Source organism: Pseudodesulfovibrio profundus (assembly GCF_900217235.1).
GTDB classification, from domain to species: domain Bacteria; phylum Desulfobacterota; class Desulfovibrionia; order Desulfovibrionales; family Desulfovibrionaceae; genus Pseudodesulfovibrio; species Pseudodesulfovibrio profundus.
The window spans coordinates 3,592,649-3,614,151 of the sequence record NZ_LT907975.1 but is presented as its reverse complement, the minus strand read 5'-3'; the positions used below and the strand labels follow the sequence as shown (position 1 = coordinate 3,614,151).

General features: G+C 54.2%; 18 protein-coding genes. 13 read left to right on the top strand and 5 right to left on the bottom strand.

Translation table 11 applies throughout. The features are described 5' to 3' along the window. Positions 1–482 precede the first annotated feature (482 nt). From DPRO_RS16880 to DPRO_RS16845, 8 genes are all read left to right on the top strand, one after another. Positions 483–2,084 carry an ABC transporter substrate-binding protein gene (locus tag DPRO_RS16880; RefSeq protein WP_097013122.1) on the top strand — a complete coding sequence of 534 codons (1,602 nt, stop codon included), beginning with the start codon at positions 483–485 and terminating at the stop codon, positions 2,082–2,084. A gap of 54 nt (positions 2,085–2,138) precedes the next feature. Continuing rightward, on the top strand, positions 2,139–3,134 hold the full coding sequence (locus DPRO_RS16875; RefSeq protein ID WP_097013121.1) for an ABC transporter permease: 996 nt from the start codon (positions 2,139–2,141) through the stop codon (positions 3,132–3,134). Next, positions 3,131–4,003, top strand: coding sequence for an ABC transporter permease (locus tag DPRO_RS16870; protein ID WP_097013120.1), 873 nt, complete (start codon positions 3,131–3,133; stop codon positions 4,001–4,003). Before DPRO_RS16875 ends, DPRO_RS16870 begins: the two co-directional genes overlap by 4 nt. Before the next feature lie 2 nt (positions 4,004–4,005). Continuing rightward, a complete protein-coding gene (locus DPRO_RS16865; protein WP_097013119.1) occupies positions 4,006–4,929 on the top strand; it encodes an oligopeptide/dipeptide ABC transporter ATP-binding protein in 924 nt (307 codons plus the stop codon). After that, positions 4,922–5,566 carry an ABC transporter ATP-binding protein gene (locus DPRO_RS16860; RefSeq protein WP_097013118.1) on the top strand — a complete coding sequence of 215 codons (645 nt, stop codon included), beginning with the start codon at positions 4,922–4,924 and terminating at the stop codon, positions 5,564–5,566. The genes DPRO_RS16865 and DPRO_RS16860 overlap by 8 nt, the downstream gene beginning before the upstream one ends. 330 nt (positions 5,567–5,896) lie before the next feature. Continuing rightward, a complete protein-coding gene (gene modB, locus DPRO_RS16855; protein ID WP_173806811.1) occupies positions 5,897–6,586 on the top strand; it encodes a molybdate ABC transporter permease subunit in 690 nt (229 codons plus the stop codon). A gap of 19 nt (positions 6,587–6,605) precedes the next feature. Next, positions 6,606–7,364 (top strand): molybdate ABC transporter substrate-binding protein, encoded by a 759-nt coding sequence (gene modA / locus DPRO_RS16850; protein WP_097013117.1) that lies wholly within the window; start codon positions 6,606–6,608, stop codon positions 7,362–7,364. A gap of 14 nt (positions 7,365–7,378) precedes the next feature. Further along, the gene (locus DPRO_RS16845; RefSeq protein ID WP_097013116.1) at positions 7,379–8,122 is read left to right on the top strand and encodes an ATP-binding cassette domain-containing protein; all 744 of its coding nucleotides are present in this window, start codon (positions 7,379–7,381) and stop codon (positions 8,120–8,122) included. 161 nt (positions 8,123–8,283) lie between these two features. Here DPRO_RS16845 and DPRO_RS16840 read toward each other — a convergent pair whose 3' ends face one another. Beyond that, entirely contained in the window at positions 8,284–8,934 is a 651-nt protein-coding gene (locus DPRO_RS16840) for an IS1595 family transposase (RefSeq protein WP_097012874.1), read from the bottom strand. A gap of 66 nt (positions 8,935–9,000) precedes the next feature. Here DPRO_RS16840 and DPRO_RS16835 point away from each other — a divergent pair, with 66 nt between their 5' ends. Genes DPRO_RS16835 through DPRO_RS16825 form a run of 3 tightly spaced genes read left to right on the top strand, consistent with a single transcriptional unit; the run spans position 9,001 to position 12,077 of the window. Continuing rightward, on the top strand, positions 9,001–9,402 hold the full coding sequence (locus tag DPRO_RS16835) for a cytochrome c3 family protein (RefSeq protein ID WP_097013115.1): 402 nt from the start codon (positions 9,001–9,003) through the stop codon (positions 9,400–9,402). A gap of 15 nt (positions 9,403–9,417) precedes the next feature. Then, complete coding sequence (locus DPRO_RS16830) at positions 9,418–10,383, top strand: hydrogenase small subunit (RefSeq protein WP_097013114.1); 966 nt, start codon at positions 9,418–9,420, stop codon at positions 10,381–10,383. A 29-nt stretch (positions 10,384–10,412) separates the two neighbouring features. After that, on the top strand, positions 10,413–12,077 hold the full coding sequence (locus tag DPRO_RS16825; RefSeq protein WP_097013113.1) for a nickel-dependent hydrogenase large subunit: 1,665 nt from the start codon (positions 10,413–10,415) through the stop codon (positions 12,075–12,077). 80 nt (positions 12,078–12,157) lie between these two features. On the opposite strand, the gene DPRO_RS16820 is transcribed toward DPRO_RS16825, so the two are convergent. From DPRO_RS16820 to DPRO_RS16810, 3 genes are read right to left on the bottom strand one after another with little or no spacing between them, the layout of a single operon-like run. Next, positions 12,158–14,716: a PAS domain S-box protein gene (locus DPRO_RS16820; protein WP_097013112.1), complete on the bottom strand. Its 2,559-nt coding sequence runs from the start codon at positions 14,714–14,716 to the stop codon at positions 12,158–12,160. Between the two features lie 20 nt (positions 14,717–14,736). Further along, the gene (locus DPRO_RS16815; protein ID WP_097012874.1) at positions 14,737–15,387 is read right to left on the bottom strand and encodes an IS1595 family transposase; all 651 of its coding nucleotides are present in this window, start codon (positions 15,385–15,387) and stop codon (positions 14,737–14,739) included. 40 nt (positions 15,388–15,427) lie between these two features. Continuing rightward, positions 15,428–17,704, bottom strand: coding sequence for an ATP-binding protein (locus DPRO_RS16810; protein WP_097013111.1), 2,277 nt, complete (start codon positions 17,702–17,704; stop codon positions 15,428–15,430). A gap of 371 nt (positions 17,705–18,075) precedes the next feature. Between DPRO_RS16810 and DPRO_RS16805 the strand changes: the two genes are divergently transcribed. Together DPRO_RS16805 and DPRO_RS16800 are read left to right on the top strand one after the other, a co-directional pair. Beyond that, the gene (locus DPRO_RS16805; protein ID WP_097013110.1) at positions 18,076–19,353 is read left to right on the top strand and encodes a double-cubane-cluster-containing anaerobic reductase; all 1,278 of its coding nucleotides are present in this window, start codon (positions 18,076–18,078) and stop codon (positions 19,351–19,353) included. After that, entirely contained in the window at positions 19,350–20,108 is a 759-nt protein-coding gene (locus tag DPRO_RS16800; RefSeq protein ID WP_097013109.1) for an acyl-CoA dehydratase activase, read from the top strand. Before DPRO_RS16805 ends, DPRO_RS16800 begins: the two co-directional genes overlap by 4 nt. 263 nt (positions 20,109–20,371) lie before the next feature. Here DPRO_RS16800 and DPRO_RS16795 read toward each other — a convergent pair whose 3' ends face one another. Continuing rightward, complete coding sequence (locus DPRO_RS16795) at positions 20,372–21,439, bottom strand: IS5 family transposase (RefSeq protein ID WP_097010253.1); 1,068 nt, start codon at positions 21,437–21,439, stop codon at positions 20,372–20,374. Between the last annotated feature and the right edge of the window lie 64 nt (positions 21,440–21,503).

Below are 21,503 nucleotides of genomic sequence, written 5' to 3'. Positions count from 1 at the left end.
GCCCGATTAGACATAAAAACTCTCTATGGAGAGAACACCCACTTAGACAACAAACACAAGACTTACTCACACTTTGACACTAAGCGCAAATAAACCATTTAATTACAGACAACTATAAACATTTTTCCGTTATTCATTCTCCGCATTTTCAGAGTAAAAGCGGCTTTTTTTCTCACAATTACGCTTTGATGGCAGCGGGTTAGGCTTTTACCACCTCTGTTTGTGTCAAAACTTGGCACAGTCAGAGCACAACAGCATTCAGCACCACACAACACATCAACTCACGTCCCCAAAACACCGGGAGAAGCGATGTTCGAACGATGTCCCGTAAAGTGTATTCCGAGATTCTAGCCTGACAAAAACACAAGGCAGCAACCTCTTGTGGATACTTATTCCAACTTCGTCACACTTGTTGACACTTTTTTTAAATAAGTGTTACCAGACGCAATCTTATTAACAATACGTACCACCGAGAGGATCGTATGCATCAATGTAACAGCTCTTCATATCGAAAACTCATTCTCATTGTCCCCCTTTTGTTTTGTCTGCTGGGTACGACATTTACCACCCCTGCGGCAGCCAAAGACTCCCTGACCCTCGCCATCAAGGGCGAACCTGATGATGGTTATGATCCGACTCTGGGATGGGGCAGATACGGCAGCCCGCTGTTCCAGAGCACCCTGCTCATGCGAAACAGCGATATGCAAATCGTCAATGATCTGGCAACGAATTACACCATCTCCGAAGACGGACTGATCTGGCGCGTCACCATTCGTGATGATGCGTTTTTCTCTGACGGCACGCAACTCACCGCCAAGGATGTCGCTTACACTTTCACGACAGCAGCCACAGCCGGTGGCAAAGTCGATCTCATGAAGATGCAGTCGGCAAAGGCCATCGACAAACACACTGTCGAGTTCCGACTGAAGCAGCGTGACACGACCTTCATCAACAGGCTGGTCAGCCTGGGAATCGTCCCGGCAGAGACCCATGGTCCGGGATATGCCCGCACCCCCATCGGATCCGGTCCATACAAGATGGTTGAATGGAATGAAGGCCAGCAGATGATCGCCGAGAGCAACCCTCATTATTATGGGGACGAGCCCCATTTCAAGCGACTGGTTTTCCTGTTCACTGATGAGGACACTTCGTTCGCGGCAGCAAAGACCGGCGGCGTGGATGTGGTTGTTGTACCACAGGCCCTTGCCAGTCAGGAACTTCCGGGCATGCGCCGACACACCGTGCAAAGTGTTGATAACCGAGGCCTGTTGTTCCCCACTGTGCCGAACACCGGGAAAAAGACCGATAAAGGCGCTCCCATCGGGAACAATGTCACCGCTGACATTGCCATTCGCAAAGCCATCAACATAGCTGTGGATCGTGAACTGCTCGTTTCCGGCGTACTCGAAGGGTATGGACGTCCGGCATACGGCGTATGCGATGGTCTTCCCTGGGACAACCCCGCCAACCGCATTGATGACGGCGATCCAGCCGCAGCCAAGGCCCTGCTGAAAAAAGCGGGCTGGAATGACACCGATGGCGACGGCATCGTGGAAAAGGACGGCGTCAAAGCCGAAATCACCATCATCTATCCGGCCACACGCAGCACCCGCCAGTACCTCGCCCTTGCCTGCGCCGACATGCTCGCGCAGATCGGTATCAAGGCCAATGTGGAAGGCAAGCGCAGTTGGGACGAGATCAAGCACCTCATGCATTCCGAGGTCATCGTCTTCGGCTGGGGCAGTCATGATCCCATCGAACTGTACCATTTGTACAACAGCAAATACGCCGGTGACGGCTGGAACAACTCCGGCTTCTACAATAACCCCGTTGTGGACGAGTATCTGGAAAAGGCCATTGCGGCCCCGGATTACGAATCCTCCCTGACCTATTGGAAAAAAGCGCAGTGGGATGGAACGACCGGAGCCAGCGCCCAAGGCGATGCGCCGTGGGCCTGGCTGGTCAATCTCGATCACGTCTACTTCATTAATGAACACCTCGACGTAGGCGCATCGCAGATTGAACCGCACGGTCACGGCTGGCCCATCACTGCCAACATCCACCAATGGAAGTGGATCGACTAACCTCCCGTCTTCAGGGTGGCAGTCCTCCACTGCCACCCTGAACAAGGAATCCCCATGCACACGGCATCCCCTTCATTTTTACTCGGCAAGGCCGGACGACTGATCCTGATCATGGGGTTGGTTTCGGTTCTCGCATTCACTCTGGTATCCCTCGCTCCCATTGATCCGGTGTCGGCCTATATCGGGCTTGACCGCATGCAGATAAGCACCGAACAGGAGCAGCAAATCATCGAACGGTGGGGATTGGACAAACCCGCTGCCGAACGGTTCTTCATCTGGGCAGGCAATGCCCTTCAAGGCGATCTCGGCACCTCCATCATCTTCAATGAACCGGTGACAACGGTCATCGGCAAGCGGTTCATGACCTCGTTCTGGCTCATGGCCTCAGCGTGGACCATTTCCGGTGTACTCGGATTCATCCTCGGCGTGCTAGCCGGAATGCGTCGCGACTCATGGCTGGACCGTACCATCCGCCTGTACGCCTACACACTGGCCTCCACGCCTTCCTTCTGGATGGGGATCGTGTTGCTGGCGGTCTTTTCCGTATCACTGGGTATCACGCCGTTCTGCTGCGCCACACCGCCGGGTGTCTCGCCAGATGATGCAACCCTGTGGCAACGAATCCAGCACCTGATCCTCCCGGCTGCAACACTCTCCGTCATCGGCGTGGCCCAGATAGCGCTCCATACACGAGAGAAGACCATCGACGCCATGAACAGCGAGTACGCCCTCTTTGCCTTTGCACAGGGCGAGTCCCGTGCAGGCGTTGCGTGGCGGCACGCATTGCGTAACGTGGCGCTCCCGGCTGTCACCCTGCAATTTGCTTCCCTTGGCGAACTGTTCGGCGGGTCTGTTCTGGCCGAGCAGGTGTTCGCCTATCCGGGGCTGGGCAAGGCCACGGTCGAAGCAGGCATACGCGGCGATGTTCCGCTCCTGCTTGGCATCACCTTATTTAGTGCCCTCTTTGTCTTCACCGGCAACTTCATCGCCGACATGTTGTATGGCGTGCTCGATCCGCGCATCCGAATGAACATGGAGGAGGCAGCATGAGCGTGACCGAAACCATATCGCACGCAGCACCATCATCCTTTTTTTCCACTCGCGGAAACCGTCGAACCCGGGCCTTGTGGACAGCGGGACTCTGCCTGCTGTTTTTCTGTGTTCTCATCGTGGCGGGATGGCTGATGGACGACGCAGGACTGGCAACCAACTTCATGCAGAAGAAGATCGCCCCCAGCCTCGCCTTTCCCTTCGGGACCGACTGGCTGGGCCGGGACATGCTGGTTCGCACCATCAAGGGGTTGAACCGCAGCCTCTACATCGGTCTGCTGGCTGCAACCGTCAGTTCATTCATTTCCATCGTGCTGGGCGTTCTCTCGGCAACCATGGGGCGCAAGACGGATACGGTCATCTCCACCCTCATCGATCTGGTCATGGCCACTCCCCATCTGGTGCTGCTCATTCTGGTCTCCTTTGCCTGCGGTGGCGGGGCAACCGGTGTCATCATCGCGGTCGCTATTTCCCACTGGACACGACTGGCGCGCATCATCCGGGCTGAGGTACTGCAACTGAAACAGGCCGAGTTTGTCCTGATCTCTCGCCGACTGGGACGCTCCAACTGGTGGATCGCCAGAAAGCACATGCTGCCGCACATCATACCGCAGTTCATCATCGGCCTGATCCTGCTTTTCCCCCACGCCATCCTGCATGCCGCAGGGCTGACCTTCCTCGGATTCGGCCTGACTCCGCACACGCCGTCCATCGGCATCCTGCTCTCCGAGTCCATGCGCCATCTATCCACCGGCTACTGGTGGCTCGCCATCCTGCCCGGGGTGGCGCTGCTGATAACCGTGAAGCTGTTCGATGTGCTGGGCAACACCCTGCGCGTCCTCACCGATCCCCGGACCAATCAGGAGTAACCATGCTTTCCGTGCACAATCTGTCCATACAATTCACAAGGTACGACGGCGGCTGGCGAAGAAAGATCATCCAGCCCGTTCGCGACCTCTCACTGGACCTCGACGCCGGTTCCATTCTCGCAGTTGTGGGATCAAGCGGCTCGGGCAAAAGTCTGCTGGCCCATGCCCTGCTCGGCCTTCTGCCCTCAAACGCACAGACAGGCGGAACGATTCTGTATCAAAAGGAACAGGTGACCCTGAAGCGGGCCAAGAAGCTCCGGGGTCGCGAACTCGCGCTCATTCCGCAATCCGTAGCCTATCTCAATCCCCTGTCACGCGTCGGCAAACAGGTCTACCGCGCATCCCGCTTGAGTGGGCAGTGCCGCGACAGTGCATGCAAGAACAGGGATATGGCATTCAGCCGCTATGGTCTCGGCAAGGAAGTAGCGCCCATGTATCCGTTTCAGGTTTCCGGCGGCATGGCGCGCAGGGTGCTGACCGCCACCGCCACTGCCGGGGATGCCTCACTGCTCATCGCAGACGAACCCACGACCGGCCTTGATGCCGACGCCACCATTCAGACCCTGCATCACCTGCGGGAACTGGCCGATGGCGGCAAGGGCGTCATACTGATCACCCATGATCTGGAATCAGCCGTGGACGTTGCCGACAATGTGGCTGTCATTTACGCAGGCACCACAGTGGAAGTCGCCCCGGCCGCTCATTTCAGGGACGGCACAACCGTGCACCCCTACACCAAAGCGCTATGGAACGCCCTGCCACGCAATGGATTTCAATACCTGAGCGGCAACCAACCCTCCGAGGATGACATCATCAGCGGATGTATCTTCCATGACCGCTGCCCCAACCGGCAGCCTTCCTGCGAGACCAATGCGCCGAGCCTGCACAAGACAGGCGCAACCCAAGTGAGGTGTTTTCATGCTTGAGTGCAAAGCCATATCCTACGGCTACAACGACGACTCCATGATCATCAACGATGTGGATTTCCAACTGAACCCAGGGGAAGTCGTGGGGCTACCGGGACCAAGCGGGCAGGGAAAAACAACCTTTGCCAAAGTACTGGCTGGCTATCTGCAGCCGCAGACCGGCGCTGTCATCTGCGACGGAGCGCCACTGCCCACCGATAGCTACTGTCCGGTCCAATTGCTGTTCCAGCACCCGGAAAACGCCCTGAATCCCCGATGGAAACTCGGTGATTCCATTGCTGAAGGGTATACGCCGTCACCATCCATACTCGGCAAGCTCAACATCGACCCCAAGTGGCTGCATCGCTACCCGCACGAGCTTTCCGGTGGCGAGTTGCAACGTCTGGCATTGGCGCGGGTCATGACGGAGAAGACGCGCTACCTTATTGCAGATGAAATGACCGCCATGCTCGACCCGAACACCCAGGCCATGGTCTGGAACGCCGTCCTTGGCTGGGCTAGAAAACACGACGTGGGGATTCTTGCCATCAGCCACGATTATCCGCTGCTGCACAGAGTGACCGACAGGATTGATCGCACGTTTGCCAAAGAAGTACTGACTTCCGCCATCCGGCAGGAGTTGCGACCTGCGGCCTAGAACCGCTCGGACGTCTGATCACGAGTCAGTCAACGAGGTAGATCACTGCATTTTCTAGTCTTTTGGTAGGAATTACACTTTGTATTGGCAAAAGATGACAATAATGTATGTACATTCATTACAGAGTGACATTTCTGTATGAGAAACGTCACTTCTGCATAAGGAACTTTGAAATAAAGTGCTTTTGCATCAGGCAGTTATAGAGAAACAGCCTGTATGGAATGGAGCTTGCTTTGATCAACGCATGATTTCTCACGCCCACAGATATCTCTGTTTGCGCATCAGCGATAACCCCATCAACCATGGCAGCAGACACCGCTGCCGATTGACATGAATATTGCCTGGATAAACATAACCGAACCCGCATTTCTCGATCCGCTTCTGCTGACACTCAAAGTGGCGGGACTGGCGACATTCATGTCATTGATACTCGGTGTGGCCGCAGCCTATGCCCTCGCACGCTGGCGATTCTTCGGGCGGGACTTTGTAGATGCCGTGTGTACGCTGCCCATGGTCATGCCCCCGACGGTGCTGGGGTACTACCTGCTGGTCTTCATCGGCAGACGAGGCGTTGTCGGGCAATGGCTGCAAGAGACTTTCGGCATCACGCTCATGTTCACCTGGCAGGGAGCGGTCATCGCCGCAACCGTGGTCGCCTTTCCCCTTGTTTTCAAATCAGCACGAGCCGCTCTGGAAAGTGTCAGCAGGCAGTATGAAGATGCTGCCCGGACATTGGGACAAAACGAGCTGGCGGTTTTTCTGCGTGTGTCACTGCCCATTGCATTTCGCGGCATTCTCTCTGGAGGCATGCTTGCATTTGCCCGGGCCATGGGCGAATTCGGCGCGACTCTCATGGTCGCCGGCAATCTCCCGGGCCGTACCCAGACTCTTTCCCTGGCCGTGTATTCCGCGGTGCAGGCCGGAAATGACGCATTGGCTAATTCATTGGTCCTGATCATCAGCATTGTTTGCGTCATCATACTGATGACCACCAGCAAACTCTTGAAACCACGCTGTTAATCCCAACAAGGAGACACTTATGCTTTCTCGAATTCTCTACATACTCATCGCCTTGACCATGGTAACCGCGGTCCCGGCCACCTCCCATGCCCGGGAGCTGATCGTTTCCGCCGCTGCCAGCCTCACCGATGCCTTCAGCGACATCGAACCCGCCTTCGAAGCACAGCATCCCGGCGTCAATGTCATCATGAACTTCGCCTCATCCGGCGCGCTGTATCGTCAGATTCAACAGGGAGCGCCGGTGGACGTCTACGCTTCCGCCAATCCGAAATGGATGAAGAAAGCGGTTAGCAAAGGATTTGCAGACGAATCCGCAGTGGTGGTTTTCGCTCGCAACTCACTCGTACTGGCAACACCGAAGGACAACCCTGCCAATGTGACCAGCGTGGATGACCTGAAAGGAAACGGCGTGCAGAGCATTGGCATCGGTACACCGGAAACCGTCCCTGCCGGGCAATACGCCAAGGAAGCCCTGGACACCATGGAACTCTACGACGCGCTGACAACAAAGATGATCTACGCCGAGTCCGTCCGTCAGGTGCTGGATTACCTGTCTCGCGGTGAAGTGGACTGCGGATTCGTGTATCGGACCGACGCGGTCAAAGCCGACGACACGGTCTCCATTATTACGGAAATCCCGCTCAAGGCCCCTGTGAGCTACCCCATTGCATCGCTCAAGAACGCAGAGGAAAGCAAACTGGCTGAAGACTTTGTCGCATTTGTACAAAGTGAAGCCGGGATCAAGCTGCTGGAAGGCCGGGGTTTCAAGAAGCCGTAACCATCCGATCAGACATGACATTTGAACTCGACATAAAAAAAGCGCTGCGCTGCGGGGGAGAAGAGTTCCTCCTCAGCGCCCGCTTCACCACCGAAGACCGCGCCATTGTGCTCTTCGGCCCTTCCGGTTCGGGCAAGACCCTGACCCTGCAAGCCATTGCCGGTATGCTCACGCCCGATGAAGGATATATCCGCATCAACGGCACCACCCTTTATGATGCAGATAACGGCATCAATATCCCGACCCGCAAGCGCCGCGTGGGCTATGTCTTTCAGAACTATGCCCTGTTTCCTCACCTGACTGTCAGAGAGAACATTGGATTCGGGCTCAAACCGCTTCTGGGCAATATTTCCGATGAAAACAGGGAGCGTGTTCAGGAGCTTGTAGCAACCTTTGGTCTGGAACGAGTCGCCGAGCAAAAACCGTCTGCCCTTTCGGGCGGGCAGCAACAGCGTGCAGCGCTGGCCCGGGCGCTGGCTCCTTCTCCCGACATACTGCTTCTGGATGAACCATTCAGTGCGCTGGACCAGCCCCTGAGAATCCGGATGCGCGAGGAACTCTCAAGCACACTGCAACAATTCGACATTCCCATGATCCTGGTTACCCACGACTCGGATGAAGTCGAATCCTTTGCCCAATCCGTTGCCGTCTACCGGAATGGTTTGGTTGAGAGCGTACACTCGGCGCAAGATATAGCGCGTTCCGGTAGGGATATCGGAGAGACCGTGCGCCAAAAAGCAGCCGAATTCTACCCTTAACCACCCAGATTACCTGATCATACCTTCCACCTATGCAAACAACATGGCTTGTAGCGCCATGTTATAAATTCCGCTGTGATACCATAGATCATATTTACAAGGTGATATTTTCCGCTATTGTGGGATAACTTGTATATTCCATATGGGGCTGTACCAGATAACTAGCCCATATGTCTTCTAACCCACTGTTTCAGTTGTTTAAACTGGCTTCGCGGATTGCTGTTATTAAAACGCCACTCGCATTCCTTTAAAAACAGAGAAAAATGCTTGGTTGGAATGCCGTTGAATTTCCTCATATGGCGTTTGGCCTGGTTCCAAAAATTCTCGATTCCATTGATGTGGTTGTGGCTATCTGCAAACAGCTTCGAGTGGTTGATTCGGAAGTGTTTGAACGCTGACACATCAAGGACATTGTAGCCATACCAGCAGTCCGAGTAAACCACACTGTCTGGCTGGATTCTTTCCTGAATAATGGGAAGCAAGGTTTTACCTTTCGCATCAGGAATCACCTGTGTATAGACCTTCCCGCCCCTTTTAAGGATTCCAAAAACAGGAACCTTACCAGCCGCCCCACGTCCTCTTTTGCCCTTTCGCTTGCCACCGAAGTAGCTCTCATCGACCTCAAATTCGCCAAAATCCATCCCTTCACAGGACTCTTCTACCGCTATGATTTCCCGGAGCCGGTGAAAGTAATAGGCGGCTGTTTTGACGTTCACACCAACCAGATCGGCAGCGCAACGAGCTGTCGTGCCAGCCACAAAATGTTCGATTAAACGAAGCTGCTTGTCCTTGCTCAAACGACTTTTTCGCATTGCCATACCGATAACCCAAAGGAGTTATCTGGTACAGCCCCTTCCATATTTAGGTTTGGAGGATCTATGTTTCGCACGGTTCTGCTCTTCATGGCAGGGGCTGTTGTCGCCGTTCTGACCGTTTCGGCGGCCACGGCATACGAAGTCCCCGACAAAATCGTTTTGGACAGAGTAAAAGGCAACAAAATGCTGAATACCTGGGTCGACAAGGTCACCTTTGCGCATGGGTTCCACGCCATACGGGTGCCCTGCCGGGACTGTCACCACAAGGAATCCGACAAGACGCTGGGGGAATTCGTCGCATGTCGCCAATGTCACACCGATGATGATCCCAAAGAGCCTTCCGGCTTCTACCGGGCATGGCACTCTGACGGACCGCCCAGCTGCCTGGGCTGTCACACCCAGAGACGAACTCAAGGCGGCAAGAACCCGGTAGGCTGCACCACTGCCTGCCACAAGCCCCGTTAGCCGAAGGAGTATCGTATGCCCAATGGAAACAAATTCGACTCATTGAAGATGTTGGCCGGGGACAAGAAGCCCAGCCGACGGGAATTCATGAAGTTCTGCGGTCTGATGGCAACATTCATCGGAATGGGACCAGCCTTCGCACCACAGATCGCCCATGCACTGACCAATAAGAAGCGTCCATCCGTCGTCTACCTGCACTGCGCTGAATGTACCGGCTGCACCGAAGGTCTGCTCCGAGCATATGAGCCGTACTTTGATGAGATCATCATGAGTACCATCTCGCTCGACTACTGCGAAACGGTCATGGCCGCTTCCGGCGCAGCAGCCCATGCCGCACTGGAAAAAGCCCTGCGCAATCCCGAAGGGTACATCTGCGTCATCGAAGGCGGTATCCCCACTTACCACGGTGGAGAATATGGCAAGGTCGGCGGCGAAACCATGTTTCAACTCTGCGCCCGTGTGGCTTCCAAGGCCATTGCAACCATCGCCATGGGATCATGCGCCAGTTTTGGCGGCATCCAGGCGGCAACTCCCAACCCATCCGGCGCCAAGGGCGTGAACAACGCACTCGAAGCCGTGGGCGTCAAGGCGATCAACATCGCCGGTTGCCCGCCCAACCCCATGAACTTCGTGGGGACCGTGGTCCATCTGCTGACCAAGGGCATGCCCAAGCTCGACACCTGGAATCGCCCGGTACAATTCTACGGCGATACCGTCCACGCGCACTGCCCCCGTCAGGAGCACTTCAACAAGGGCGAATTCGCCCCCAGTTTCGACAGTGACGAAGCCAAGAAGGGATGGTGCCTGTACCAGCTCGGCTGCAAGGGACCATATACCTACAACAACTGCCCCACGGCCCTGTTCAATCAGGTCAACTGGCCGGTCAAGGCCGGAGCGCCCTGCATTGGTTGCAGCGAACCCAATTTCTGGGATGACTATTCACCGTTCTTCCATCCGATCGAAGATGGAACCAAGAGCTAACCCGCGCCATCCCGAAGGAGGAAATCCGCATGAGTCAGAATACAGCCACAAGCACCGGCAAGCGGTTGATCGTAGACCCGGTGACGCGAATCGAAGGCCACCTCAAAGTGGAGGTTGAGCTGGAGAACGACCGCGTTAAAAACGCCTGGGTCAGCACGCAGCTGTTCCGAGGCATCGAACAGATACTCAAAGGCAGACCACCCGAAGACGCCCCGCTGTTTACCCAACGTGCGTGCGGCGTCTGCACCAATACACACGCCCTGACCAGCATCCGCGCCATCGAGGATGCGCTCAACCTCAAGGCCCCGCCTCTGGCGGAATTGATTCGTCATCTTATCCTTTCGGCCCTGATTATTCATGACCATCTCGTACACTTCTATCACCTGCACGGGCTGGACTGGATAGACATGGCCGCCGCCATATCCGCCGATCCTTCCAAAGCTGGAACGATTGTCGGAAACACCAGCAACAGGGGAAGCAACCCGGCCGACCTGTACATTATCCAGAAGCGCCTCAAGGACTTTGTGGAGAATGGACAGCTCGGCATTCTGGAAAACGCCTACTTCCTCGGCGGCAACAAGGCGTATCGCCTGTCCCCGGAAGAAAATCTGATCATGGCAGCCCATTACTTTGAAGGGCTGCGCATTCAGCTTGAGCTGGGACGCGCCATGGCCCTGTTCGCCGGCAAGAACCCCCATGCCCAGACCATGGTCGTGGGTGGCGTGACCTGCTACGACAGCCTGCGACCGGAGGTGATCGAGCACTTCCGCGCCATCTGGAAGAAGACACTGGAGTTTGTCGAAAACGCCATGATGCCGGATATCCTGCTCATGACCCAGCGCTACCCTGAGGCTCTCAGTTACGGAAAGACCAAGAACTTCTTTGCATTCAACGAATTCCTCGACCCGGAATCCGGCAAAGATCCCTACTTCAGCTCCGGCGTGTTGTGGGGGAATTCACTCAGCGATGTTGAAAAGCTCAAGATGGATGAGATCGACGAGCACGTCTCCCGCAGTTGGTATGAAGGGGACTCGGTCCTCAAACCATACGACGGCGAGACCAAACCTAAATATACCAGCTACGATGACAAGGAAAAGTACTCCTGGTCCAAAGCGCCACGGTACAAGACCGAACCAATGGAGACCGGCCCGCTGGCACGACGCGCTATCGCCTACGCCAGAAAGGAAAAGGAAACCCGCACTATGTTCGACGACTTCTTCAAACAGTCGGGCATGAAACCGGACCAGCTCTTCTCCACCATGGGGCGCACCATCTCCCGCGTCATCGAAACCACCATGCTCACCCGCCGCATGGAAGGATGGATTGATGCAACGGCCGAACGGATCAGTGCCGGTGACGACGACATCTACAAGAAGTGGAAGATGGTGGATTCCGCCAAGGGCGTGGGTACCTGTGCGGTCACCCGCGGCGCTCTCTCCCACTGGATTCGAATTGAAAACGGTAAGATCGAGAACTTCCAGATGGTGGTGCCGTCAACATGGAACCTCGGCCCCCGCTGTGCCGAAGGCAAACTCAGCCCGGCTGAACAATCGCTTATCGGTTGCCCTTGTCCTGATCTGGATCGTCCGATCGAGATTCTGCGAACCATTCACTCATTCGACCCGTGCATCGCCTGTTCGGTTCACCTCGTGGATCAACGTTCTGGATCAACCAAGAAGTTCAAAGTGCTATAGGTAGCATCCCAACAAACAAACCGGCTTCGGATAATCGTCCGAAGCCGGTTTTCTTATTGCAAGTCGAGTATTCGCCACTGCTATGTGGATTTGCTGTCCTGGCTTTCTCCTGAATATTCGAGGATCAGATTGTGGAGCGCATCGGTTTCCACGGGTTTGGAGATGTAGCCATCCATTCCGCTATCAAGGAAACGCTCCTTGTCGCCGCCCATGGCGTACGCCGTCAGTGCAATGATGGGGATATTCTTTTTGGTTTCACCCGCATCGCCTCGCCGGATGGCCGTGGTCGTTTCCAGACCATCCATGACCGGCATCTGGATATCCATCAGGATCAGGTCGAAGTCCTGTTCCGCCAGAGCCGAAAGAACAGAGCCGCCATTATCCACCGAACAAACAACATGACCACGCTTTTCAAGTAATCGCGTAACCGCCTTGTTGCTGACCCGATCATCTTCGGCGAGCAGCACATTGACCGGCTTCTCCTCCTGCGTGCTGTCGTTCACTACACTCTCGGCCCGCTCCACCGTCGCGACCGTGTAGGGAATGGAAACATAAAATTCGGTTCCCTCGCCTTCCGTGCTCGACATGGCAAGGGTTCCACCCATCAATTCTATCAGTTCCTTGGAAATGGCCAATCCCAGTCCGGCGCCCTGATATCGACGGGTATACGATGTTTCCCCCTGCACGAACGCCTCGAACAACATCTCCTGCTTGTCATCCGGTATGCCAATACCACTATCGGCCACATGGAACAGGATTCTTCTTTCCTGCGTATCCCTCGGGCCGACAACCCAGGATTCCAACTTGATAGTACCTGAATCCGTAAATTTAACGGCATTACCCACGAGGTTGCTCAAGACCTGTTGCAGCCGAAGGGCATCGCCCAATACATGCTCGGGGAGGTCGGCATCAATATGGACATCAAAGTTGATGCCCTGCTGCCGCATGACCGGCTCAAACAGTTTGGCCACGATATCCAATGTCTGCTTCAAGTCGAAGGAAGCATTGGTTATTTCCAGATGTCCGGCCTCCACTCTGGAGAGATCCAGAATATCGGAAAGAAGTTGTGTCAGCCGCTGGCACGATTCAATGGCAGTCTCAGTATAGCCGTTTTGCTCGTTATTGAGATTTGTTGTCTGCATGAGCTGCAACATACCCATGATGCCGTTGATCGGCGTTCTGATCTCATGGCTCATGTTGGCAAGGAACTGCGATTTGGCCTTGTTGGCGTTCAAGGCATCTTCCTTGGCGGAAATGAGGTTTTCCTCAGCCCTGCGGCGTTCGGTGATATCTTCCAGCATGGGGAGGCAGTACTCCGCATCGCCATCCTCATCCAGTATCGCACTGACCGAGAGCTTGGCCCAGACCGTGTCACCTTCATTGGTCACATACCGCTTCTCCACGGTCAGCGACTCGTCTTCCAGATTGATAATCCGCTCAAACACCTGCGCATTCGCTTCCACATCATCAGGGTGGACCACATCGGTAAAGGGCAGCCCCTTCAATTCTTCTTCGCTGTATCCGAGCAATTCGCACATGGCTTCATTGGCCCGAATAAAAGACAGGTCCCGTGCAACAAGGGCCGCACCGATGGGGGAATTATCAAAGGTCAACCGGAAGCGTTCCTCGCTTTCACGGAGATACTTCTCTGTTTCCCTGCGGCGGGCCACTTCTTCACGAAGGCGCTCGGTGGCCTTTGCCAATTCTTCGGCCTGTCGTTCAGCGCTGCGCCGCTTGGCGAACTCTTCAACCTGCATTTCCTTTGAACGAAGGAAAGCAAGCTGCTTATCAAACAAGGCACGGCAGACGACGCCCCGATCACTGTCTGCATCGCAATCCCCGCCCTTGAACAACACGCCCTGTAGCGTTTCCCATATGTGGGTTTCCATGGCCGAGAGCTTGGCTTGGGCATCCCAGTTCTCGTAGCAACTATAAGCCTGTTGCCAGTAAGGTTGAGCCACCTGGCCCACCTTTTCTCCTTCCCAGTAACGGGCCGCACGTTCGTTGGCAACGCCCTCCCATTGAAGGAATCCACCACCGGCCGCGGTAGAGATGGCCATCTCGAAATGGTAAACGACATCATCGCTTCGGTTGTCCATTCGAGCCAGTTCCGCTTCCAGCAAATGCGACTTGAAACGGTAGTTCTCCGGGCAATTCGCAGCCCACACACGCATCCGTTCGCGAATGACCTGCAACTCCCGGCTCCAGAGAGCCTGTTGCTCACTGCTGGCGTCGTTGTGCAATACTGCGAGGATCAACCCCCGTATCAACAAATGTTCGGGCCACGGCAGCAACCCCTGCGTACCCACTGTGTAGATCAACTCGTTTGCCCGATCGGAATAGATCAGGGCCTGTTCCCAATCGTTCATGACAACAAGCTGGAATGACCGAATCACATTGTAAATGCAGGTAACCTGGATATTGCCGTTTTTTTCGACCCGATCCAGATATCGCTGCTCATGATCAAAGGTTGCCACGCTGTTAAAATCGGGATCATTGAGCAGTCGCATGACACGGATACCGCCCTCCAGCAGATCGACAGCCCACTGATTGTGGCGCGACCGACTGAAATCCAGCGATTTCTCTGTTTCATCCAACAGACCAAGAAGCGGCATTCCCTGATAGAAACCACAATACATATTGGGGCTGTACCAGATAACTAGCCCATATGTCTTCTAACCCACTGTTTCAGTTGTTTAAACTGGCTTCGCGGATTGCTGTTATTAAAACGCCACTCGCATTCCTTTAAAAACAGAGAAAAATGCTTGGTTGGAATGCCGTTGAATTTCCTCATATGGCGTTTGGCCTGGTTCCAAAAATTCTCGATTCCATTGATGTGGTTGTGGCTATCTGCAAACAGCTTCGAGTGGTTGATTCGGAAGTGTTTGAACGCTGACACATCAAGGACATTGTAGCCATACCAGCAGTCCGAGTAAACCACACTGTCTGGCTGGATTCTTTCCTGAATAATGGGAAGCAAGGTTTTACCTTTCGCATCAGGAATCACCTGTGTATAGACCTTCCCGCCCCTTTTAAGGATTCCAAAAACAGGAACCTTACCAGCCGCCCCACGTCCTCTTTTGCCCTTTCGCTTGCCACCGAAGTAGCTCTCATCGACCTCAAATTCGCCAAAATCCATCCCTTCACAGGACTCTTCTACCGCTATGATTTCCCGGAGCCGGTGAAAGTAATAGGCGGCTGTTTTGACGTTCACACCAACCAGATCGGCAGCGCAACGAGCTGTCGTGCCAGCCACAAAATGTTCGATTAAACGAAGCTGCTTGTCCTTGCTCAAACGACTTTTTCGCATTGCCATACCGATAACCCAAAGGAGTTATCTGGTACAGCCCCTACATATTATGACCGAATGCGTAGGCCGCGTATTGCAAATTACCGTACCGCAGCCCGATCTCATATGCATCGGAATAGTCTCGGCTGCATTCAACCATATGGGAAAACCAGTGGCGCGCGGAACTGCCGATCATCAAGTAAAAAACACTTTGATCCAAAGGCGAATCAAACATGTCGCGCATGATGTCCGTGGCCGTATCCATAAACTTTCTGGCTGTGGCAAAATCATTGTCCACCCAAATGAGCAAGCCGGCCAAAGCGGTATGACTGTATCCAACCTGTGGCATGTTGCCGTAACGCAATATGAGATCAACGGTCATGGGCACCAGCACCGACCAGAGCCGCTGGTGATACCGATAGCAGGGAGGCCCCATCGTGATCAGCAGTTGCGTGGCCTTGCGCATCTCCGGATTGTCCATGACCGGCATTCGGCTGTAGAACTCGTAGGGATGCTCGAAAAACCGCTGCTTCACCTTGTCTATCTGATAGTCCCTGTTGGTTGTAAAATCGTCATCCGGCAAGGAAATCCCAAGCACGTCAAGCCCTTCGCGGGCAGCGGCAATGGCTTCATCGTAGCGGGCCAGGAGCGTGTGATTGACGATGAGAATACGTTGGGACTCGGCTTTTTCAAGAGGACTGCGAGAGAAGGCAACCGCAGTGGCAAGCAGTGATTCGGATCGTTTCTGATCCCCTTCCAGGAATTCGCTCCCCGACCATCCGAGGTGTAAGGCAAAAGCCAATTCGTGATGTTCGTCCCATATGCGGTTGGAAGTCTCCTCTTCGGAGAAAAATGATCCTGCGGCCCTGTGAAATACCAATGCCGCCTGATATGCCGTGGCGGAAATGGCCTTATTTGCCGCTTCGAGGTTCAACTCCACAACAAGTACTTTTTCGGCAAAATCATCAATAAGTTCCAAAGCGGAATTGTAATTATCCACTATTTCGAACAAGGACTCTGCCAAACGCCCCTTTGGGAGTTTGCTCAAAAGCTTACGGGCAATATTCAACTTGATGATTGGCAAATCTGAAACAGGAATCAATCCATAGGCGGCCTGCTGAATACGGTCATGGGCAAAACGAAGCACAGCCGGTGGCGTCTTCGTGTCAAACGCTGTCTCCCCTTCCTGATCAAGATGAACGATAAAACCTTTCTTCAGATCAAACTGCAATTGTCTGTGGCACTCTTCCGTCGTTATATCGCAGACATACGCCAGGCTTTTCAGGCTGAACCTATTGCCGATACAGGCTGCATGGGAAAGGATGTTCTGTTGCAACGGATTTCGTTGCCGAAACCGCATGGCGAATAACTCCTCAACTGTTTCAGGGAGTACATTCGCGGCCTGCATGTTGTCCCGCCATACCCAGATGGAGCGTGACGCATCGAAGCGGAGCAGCTTTCTGTCATTGATGAATGGCAAGAAGGCATGAACAAAGAACGGATTTCCCTGAGTGCGCGTGAAAACGATCCTTGTCAGCTCTTCCAGATGTTCCACTTCGGGTTTCAGTGCATCCCGTATGAACATCCGAACCTCACGCATTCCCAAAGGGAGTACCTCTTGCGTAAGGATAAAGGTGTTTCCCTGACTTATATCCCTGACTGTTGCAGTAAACGGATGATTCTCATCCACCTCATTATCTCGATACGAAGCGATGACCAAAAAATATCGCAGGTCCCCCTGATTGCAGAGTTGGCGCAACAGTTCCAGAGATGCAACATCGGCCCACTGCCAATCGTCAATAAAAAAAACAAGCGGGTGATCCGGAGCGCAAAACAGCTTCAGGACTCTATGCACAACATTGATGAACCGATGCCGTGCTTCATGGGGGCTGATTATCTCAACGTCCGGCTGCGGACCGATCAACGCTTCCAGTTCAGGATTCATATCGATCAACAATTGCCCGAATCCGCCAGCGGCCTTGATGATCTCTTCACGCCAATAGGTTCTTTCCGTTTCGCTGTCGTCGCTTATGGATTGCCACAGCTCACCCAGGGCTTGTTGAATGGCATAATAGGGAACATTTTTTTGGTACTGATTGAATTTGCCTTGGCAGAAGAACCCGTTTTTTTTCCTGATTCGCCCTTGAAGCTGCCGCACTAGGGACGTTTTCCCTACGCCGGAAACACCGGGAACCAGGATAACACCACGTTCTCCAAGACTGATTTTCTCGAAAAACGCGAACATGGATTCAATGGCCTTCTCACGACCATACAAATACTCTGGAATCCGCAATACGCCGACAGATTCAACATTTTCATTTTGATCGGTCCAATCCACTTGGGAAACTCCCTTTTCGGCTGCCAGTCCGTGCCTTGATAGTCACCACCGAGATTTCGATTGACACTACTACAACTCAATCACCCGATTTATATCCAGAAATAGTCGCAACCCAGTATCTCACCATATGCCTTTTTTCCAGTTGCGGCACCATTATAATAGTTCGAATATATGCCGCTATATCCCATGTGGACAGTTTATTCACATGCTCTATGACAACCCCTTCAAAACAACTGAAAACCCCCAGCAAAACCTGCCAGGTGCCAAATCTTGATCAAGAAGATTGTCGTTGCCCATGTGCGCCAACAACCATAGGTGAATATCGATAGAAACGATTGACGATATCAATATTCCAACTTAAAGGGGTGGATATGGAAGCGACGACACACCGTGCCATGTGGGAAAAACTCGACCTGGATCTGGAAGCGCATGACGCGCTGCTTGAAGTACTTGGAAAGTTCTACGGCGACATCTACCTCTCCCAGAACAACCGGTTGCAAGGAGCTGAGTATCTGGACTTCGTCCTCTCCGAAGTGCATGGACTCCGCATCCAGGAAATACAGGATGCCAAAGCCAATGGCCGCAAGGTCATCGGTTCATTCTGTGTTTTCGTTCCCGAAGAGATCACACTGGCAGCCGACGCCATCCACGTTGGTCTCTGCGCCGGTGCCGATGCAGGAACCGAACTGGCGGAACAGTTGGTCCCCCGCAATACCTGCGCACTGATCAAGTCCTTCATCGGATTCAAGATGGCCAAACTCTGTCCGTTCATTGAATCAAGCGACATGATCATCGGAGAAACGACCTGCGACGGTAAAAAGAAGGCGTACGAAGCATTCAATGAGATCGCCCCGACCTACGTCATGGAAGTGCCGCAGACCAAATCCCCCGCAGCACGGGATTTGTGGAAATCCGAAGTTAAACGGTACCTGTCGGAAGTGGAGTCGCTCACAGGCCAAACCATCACGGCAGAAAAGCTCAAAAAGGGAATCCGGATCGCCAACGACAAACGCCGCGCCCTGCAACGACTGACAGCTCTGCGCGCTGCATCGCCTGCACCGATCTCCGGCCGGGACGGTCTCCTCATCAATCAAATCAGTTTTTACGACGATCCCATCCGGTTCACCGCAAAAGTCAATGAACTCTGTGACGAACTGGAAGAACGCATTTCCGCAAAAGAAGGCGTTGCTCCGACCAACACCCCTCGACTGATGCTTTCCGGTTGCCCCATGGCAGTCCCCAACTGGAAGCTTCCCTACGTTGTCGAAGGCTCAGGCGCTGTCATCGTCGGTGAAGAATCCTGCATCGGCACACGCAACAGCCGCGACCTCGTGGACGAATCCGCCGAAACCCTCGATGATATGATCGACGCCATTGCTGACCGGTACATGAAAATCGACTGTGCCTGTTTCACCCCCAACGAGGAACGGCTGGATAACGTCACCAATCTTGCCAAAAAACTCAACGCAGACGGCGTCATCCACTATAGCCTCCTTTTCTGTCAGCCCTACTCCCATGAATCCATGAAGATCAACAATGTGCTTCAGGAAGCGGGCATCCCCATGCTTTCCATCGAAACCGACTACTCCATGGAGGATGTCGAGCAACTCAAAACCCGTGTGGAAGCATTTGTGGAGACACTTGCATGATCGTCGGAATCGACATTGGGTCGCGCTCCATGGAAGCGGTAGTCATCGTTGACGGAGCCATTCAGGAGTCCCGGCAATTGCCGACGACATTTGACCCCATGTCACAATGTGTAAAACTGTTGGATGGGTTGCGACCTTCCTCCTTGGTCGGGACCGGTTATGGTCGCAACCTCATCCATCGTTTGAATATGGATTGTGAAGTCACATCCATCACGGAAATCAAGGCGCACGCCCTCGGCGCCATCCACCTTTTCCCCGAGGTGCGGACGATTCTGGATATCGGCGGGCAGGACACCAAAGCCATCTCGGTAAATTCCGGCAGGGTCATGAAGTTTGAGATGAACGATCGCTGCGCCGCCGGGACCGGGAAGTTTCTGGAATACACGGCCGGGGTCTTCCAGATTCCCATCGAAGAGTTCGGGGAATACGCCTCCCGTGGCAGCGAACCACCTGAAATCAGTTCCATATGCACGGTTTTCGCGGAAACGGAAGCGACCTCGCTCATGGCCCGTGGAGAAAAGCCGGAAAGCATCGCCCTTGGCCTGCACAAGGCGATCATCAAGCGGACCCTCACCATGCTGAACCGTGTGGGGCTGAACTACCCGCTGGTTTTCACCGGCGGTGTGGCCCATAATCCCTGCATCCGTCAGTTGCTGGTCCAGTCGCTTGATACAGCGCACGCCTCAGACATCCTTTTCCCAGAACAACCCGACATGACCGGGGCCCTCGGCGCAGCACTCAGCGCAATACAATAGTCGTAATTCCAAATAGTTACCGACAGGCAACCATGATCAACGAGTTGGCTCGTCGTATAAGAGTTTGATCGCCCTTCCGGTTCCGCTCCAAACAGTCAATCGATATCATTCTAATTCGAGACCTCTGCGCATCCCCTTTTCGCGTCCGTGCCTTGCGCTCCGCACCCAATTTGATGTTCTGACCGCACCCCAGCTTGGGCTCATTCCCGGCCTTTTCCTGCCATTTCTGGCCGAAATGCCGGATTTTGGACGCACCTCTCCCTTCAGGCTCGCGCCAGTCGAACAGCTTTTTTCAAATTGAACGCCATGGCGAGGATGTGGAACTCTCCCTCCACCTTCTCACGACCCACGTATCGGGACCGAAAGAATGCGTAGCCACGTTTGAGTGTGCCGAAGGCCCGCTCGACTATTTGCCGAATGCTGCTGATGTCACGGTTGCGGGTCTTTTCGAAGTCTGTCAGCCTGCCGCCACGAGGCGTCTTGTCCATGGTTCCGTCCTCCAAATCGCGATCAAACAGAATGTCCCGGTTCTTCCCGCTGCAATAGCCCTTGTCCGCATAAACCCGTGCGCCGGGATCAAGGCCGACGCCATTCACGAGCCGCTCGAATTCGCCCGTGTCCGAATGGTTCGCGGGAGTGATGTGACCACAGAGCAGAAACCCGTCTCGACTGTCCGTCGCGGCATGGAGCTTGTAGCCGTAATAGGCCCGATTTCTCTTGCGGAGCCAGGCCGCCTCCTCGTCATCCGAATAGCTGACCCGGCAGTCCACCGGCCCATCCTGTTCTTCGGCGTCCTCGGAACGGTCCTCAGGCATCACGTCGATAACCTTGCGCGGCCGCCGCTGCGACTCGACTACCGAGGCGTCCACCACGGCTCCCTCACGGACAAGAAGCCCTTGTCCTTCAAGCTGGCGGTTAAGCATGTCGAGCAAGGAGTCCAGCACCTTCAGGCGGATCAAACCGTTACGGAAACGGCATATGGTGGTCTCGTCCGGCACGTCGTCCTCGATGGAAAAACCGGTAAATCTGACAAAGGAGAGCCGGTCGAGCAGCGCCTGCTCCACGCCCGGATCACTCAGGTTGTACCAACGCTGCAAGAGCAGAATCTTGAACATCGCCAGAGGCGGATAGGCGGGATTGCCCACGGCGTTGGCCTTGCGCCTGATCTTCTTGCACAGAAAGGCGTTGATGGGCTGCCAGTCGATGAGTTCGTTGATCTCATCCAGAAATGTGGTCTTGGTTCTGCGGTGCCCCAGGAAGTAATCACCCAACCGAGGTCCTTTCTGCCGAATAGCCATGCCTTCCTCCTTTGGATGGAGAAATAATAGCATAATAAATCAAATAGTTAAAGAGTAAAAGTGTGGGATTTGCCGTGCAGAGGTCTCAATTCCTATT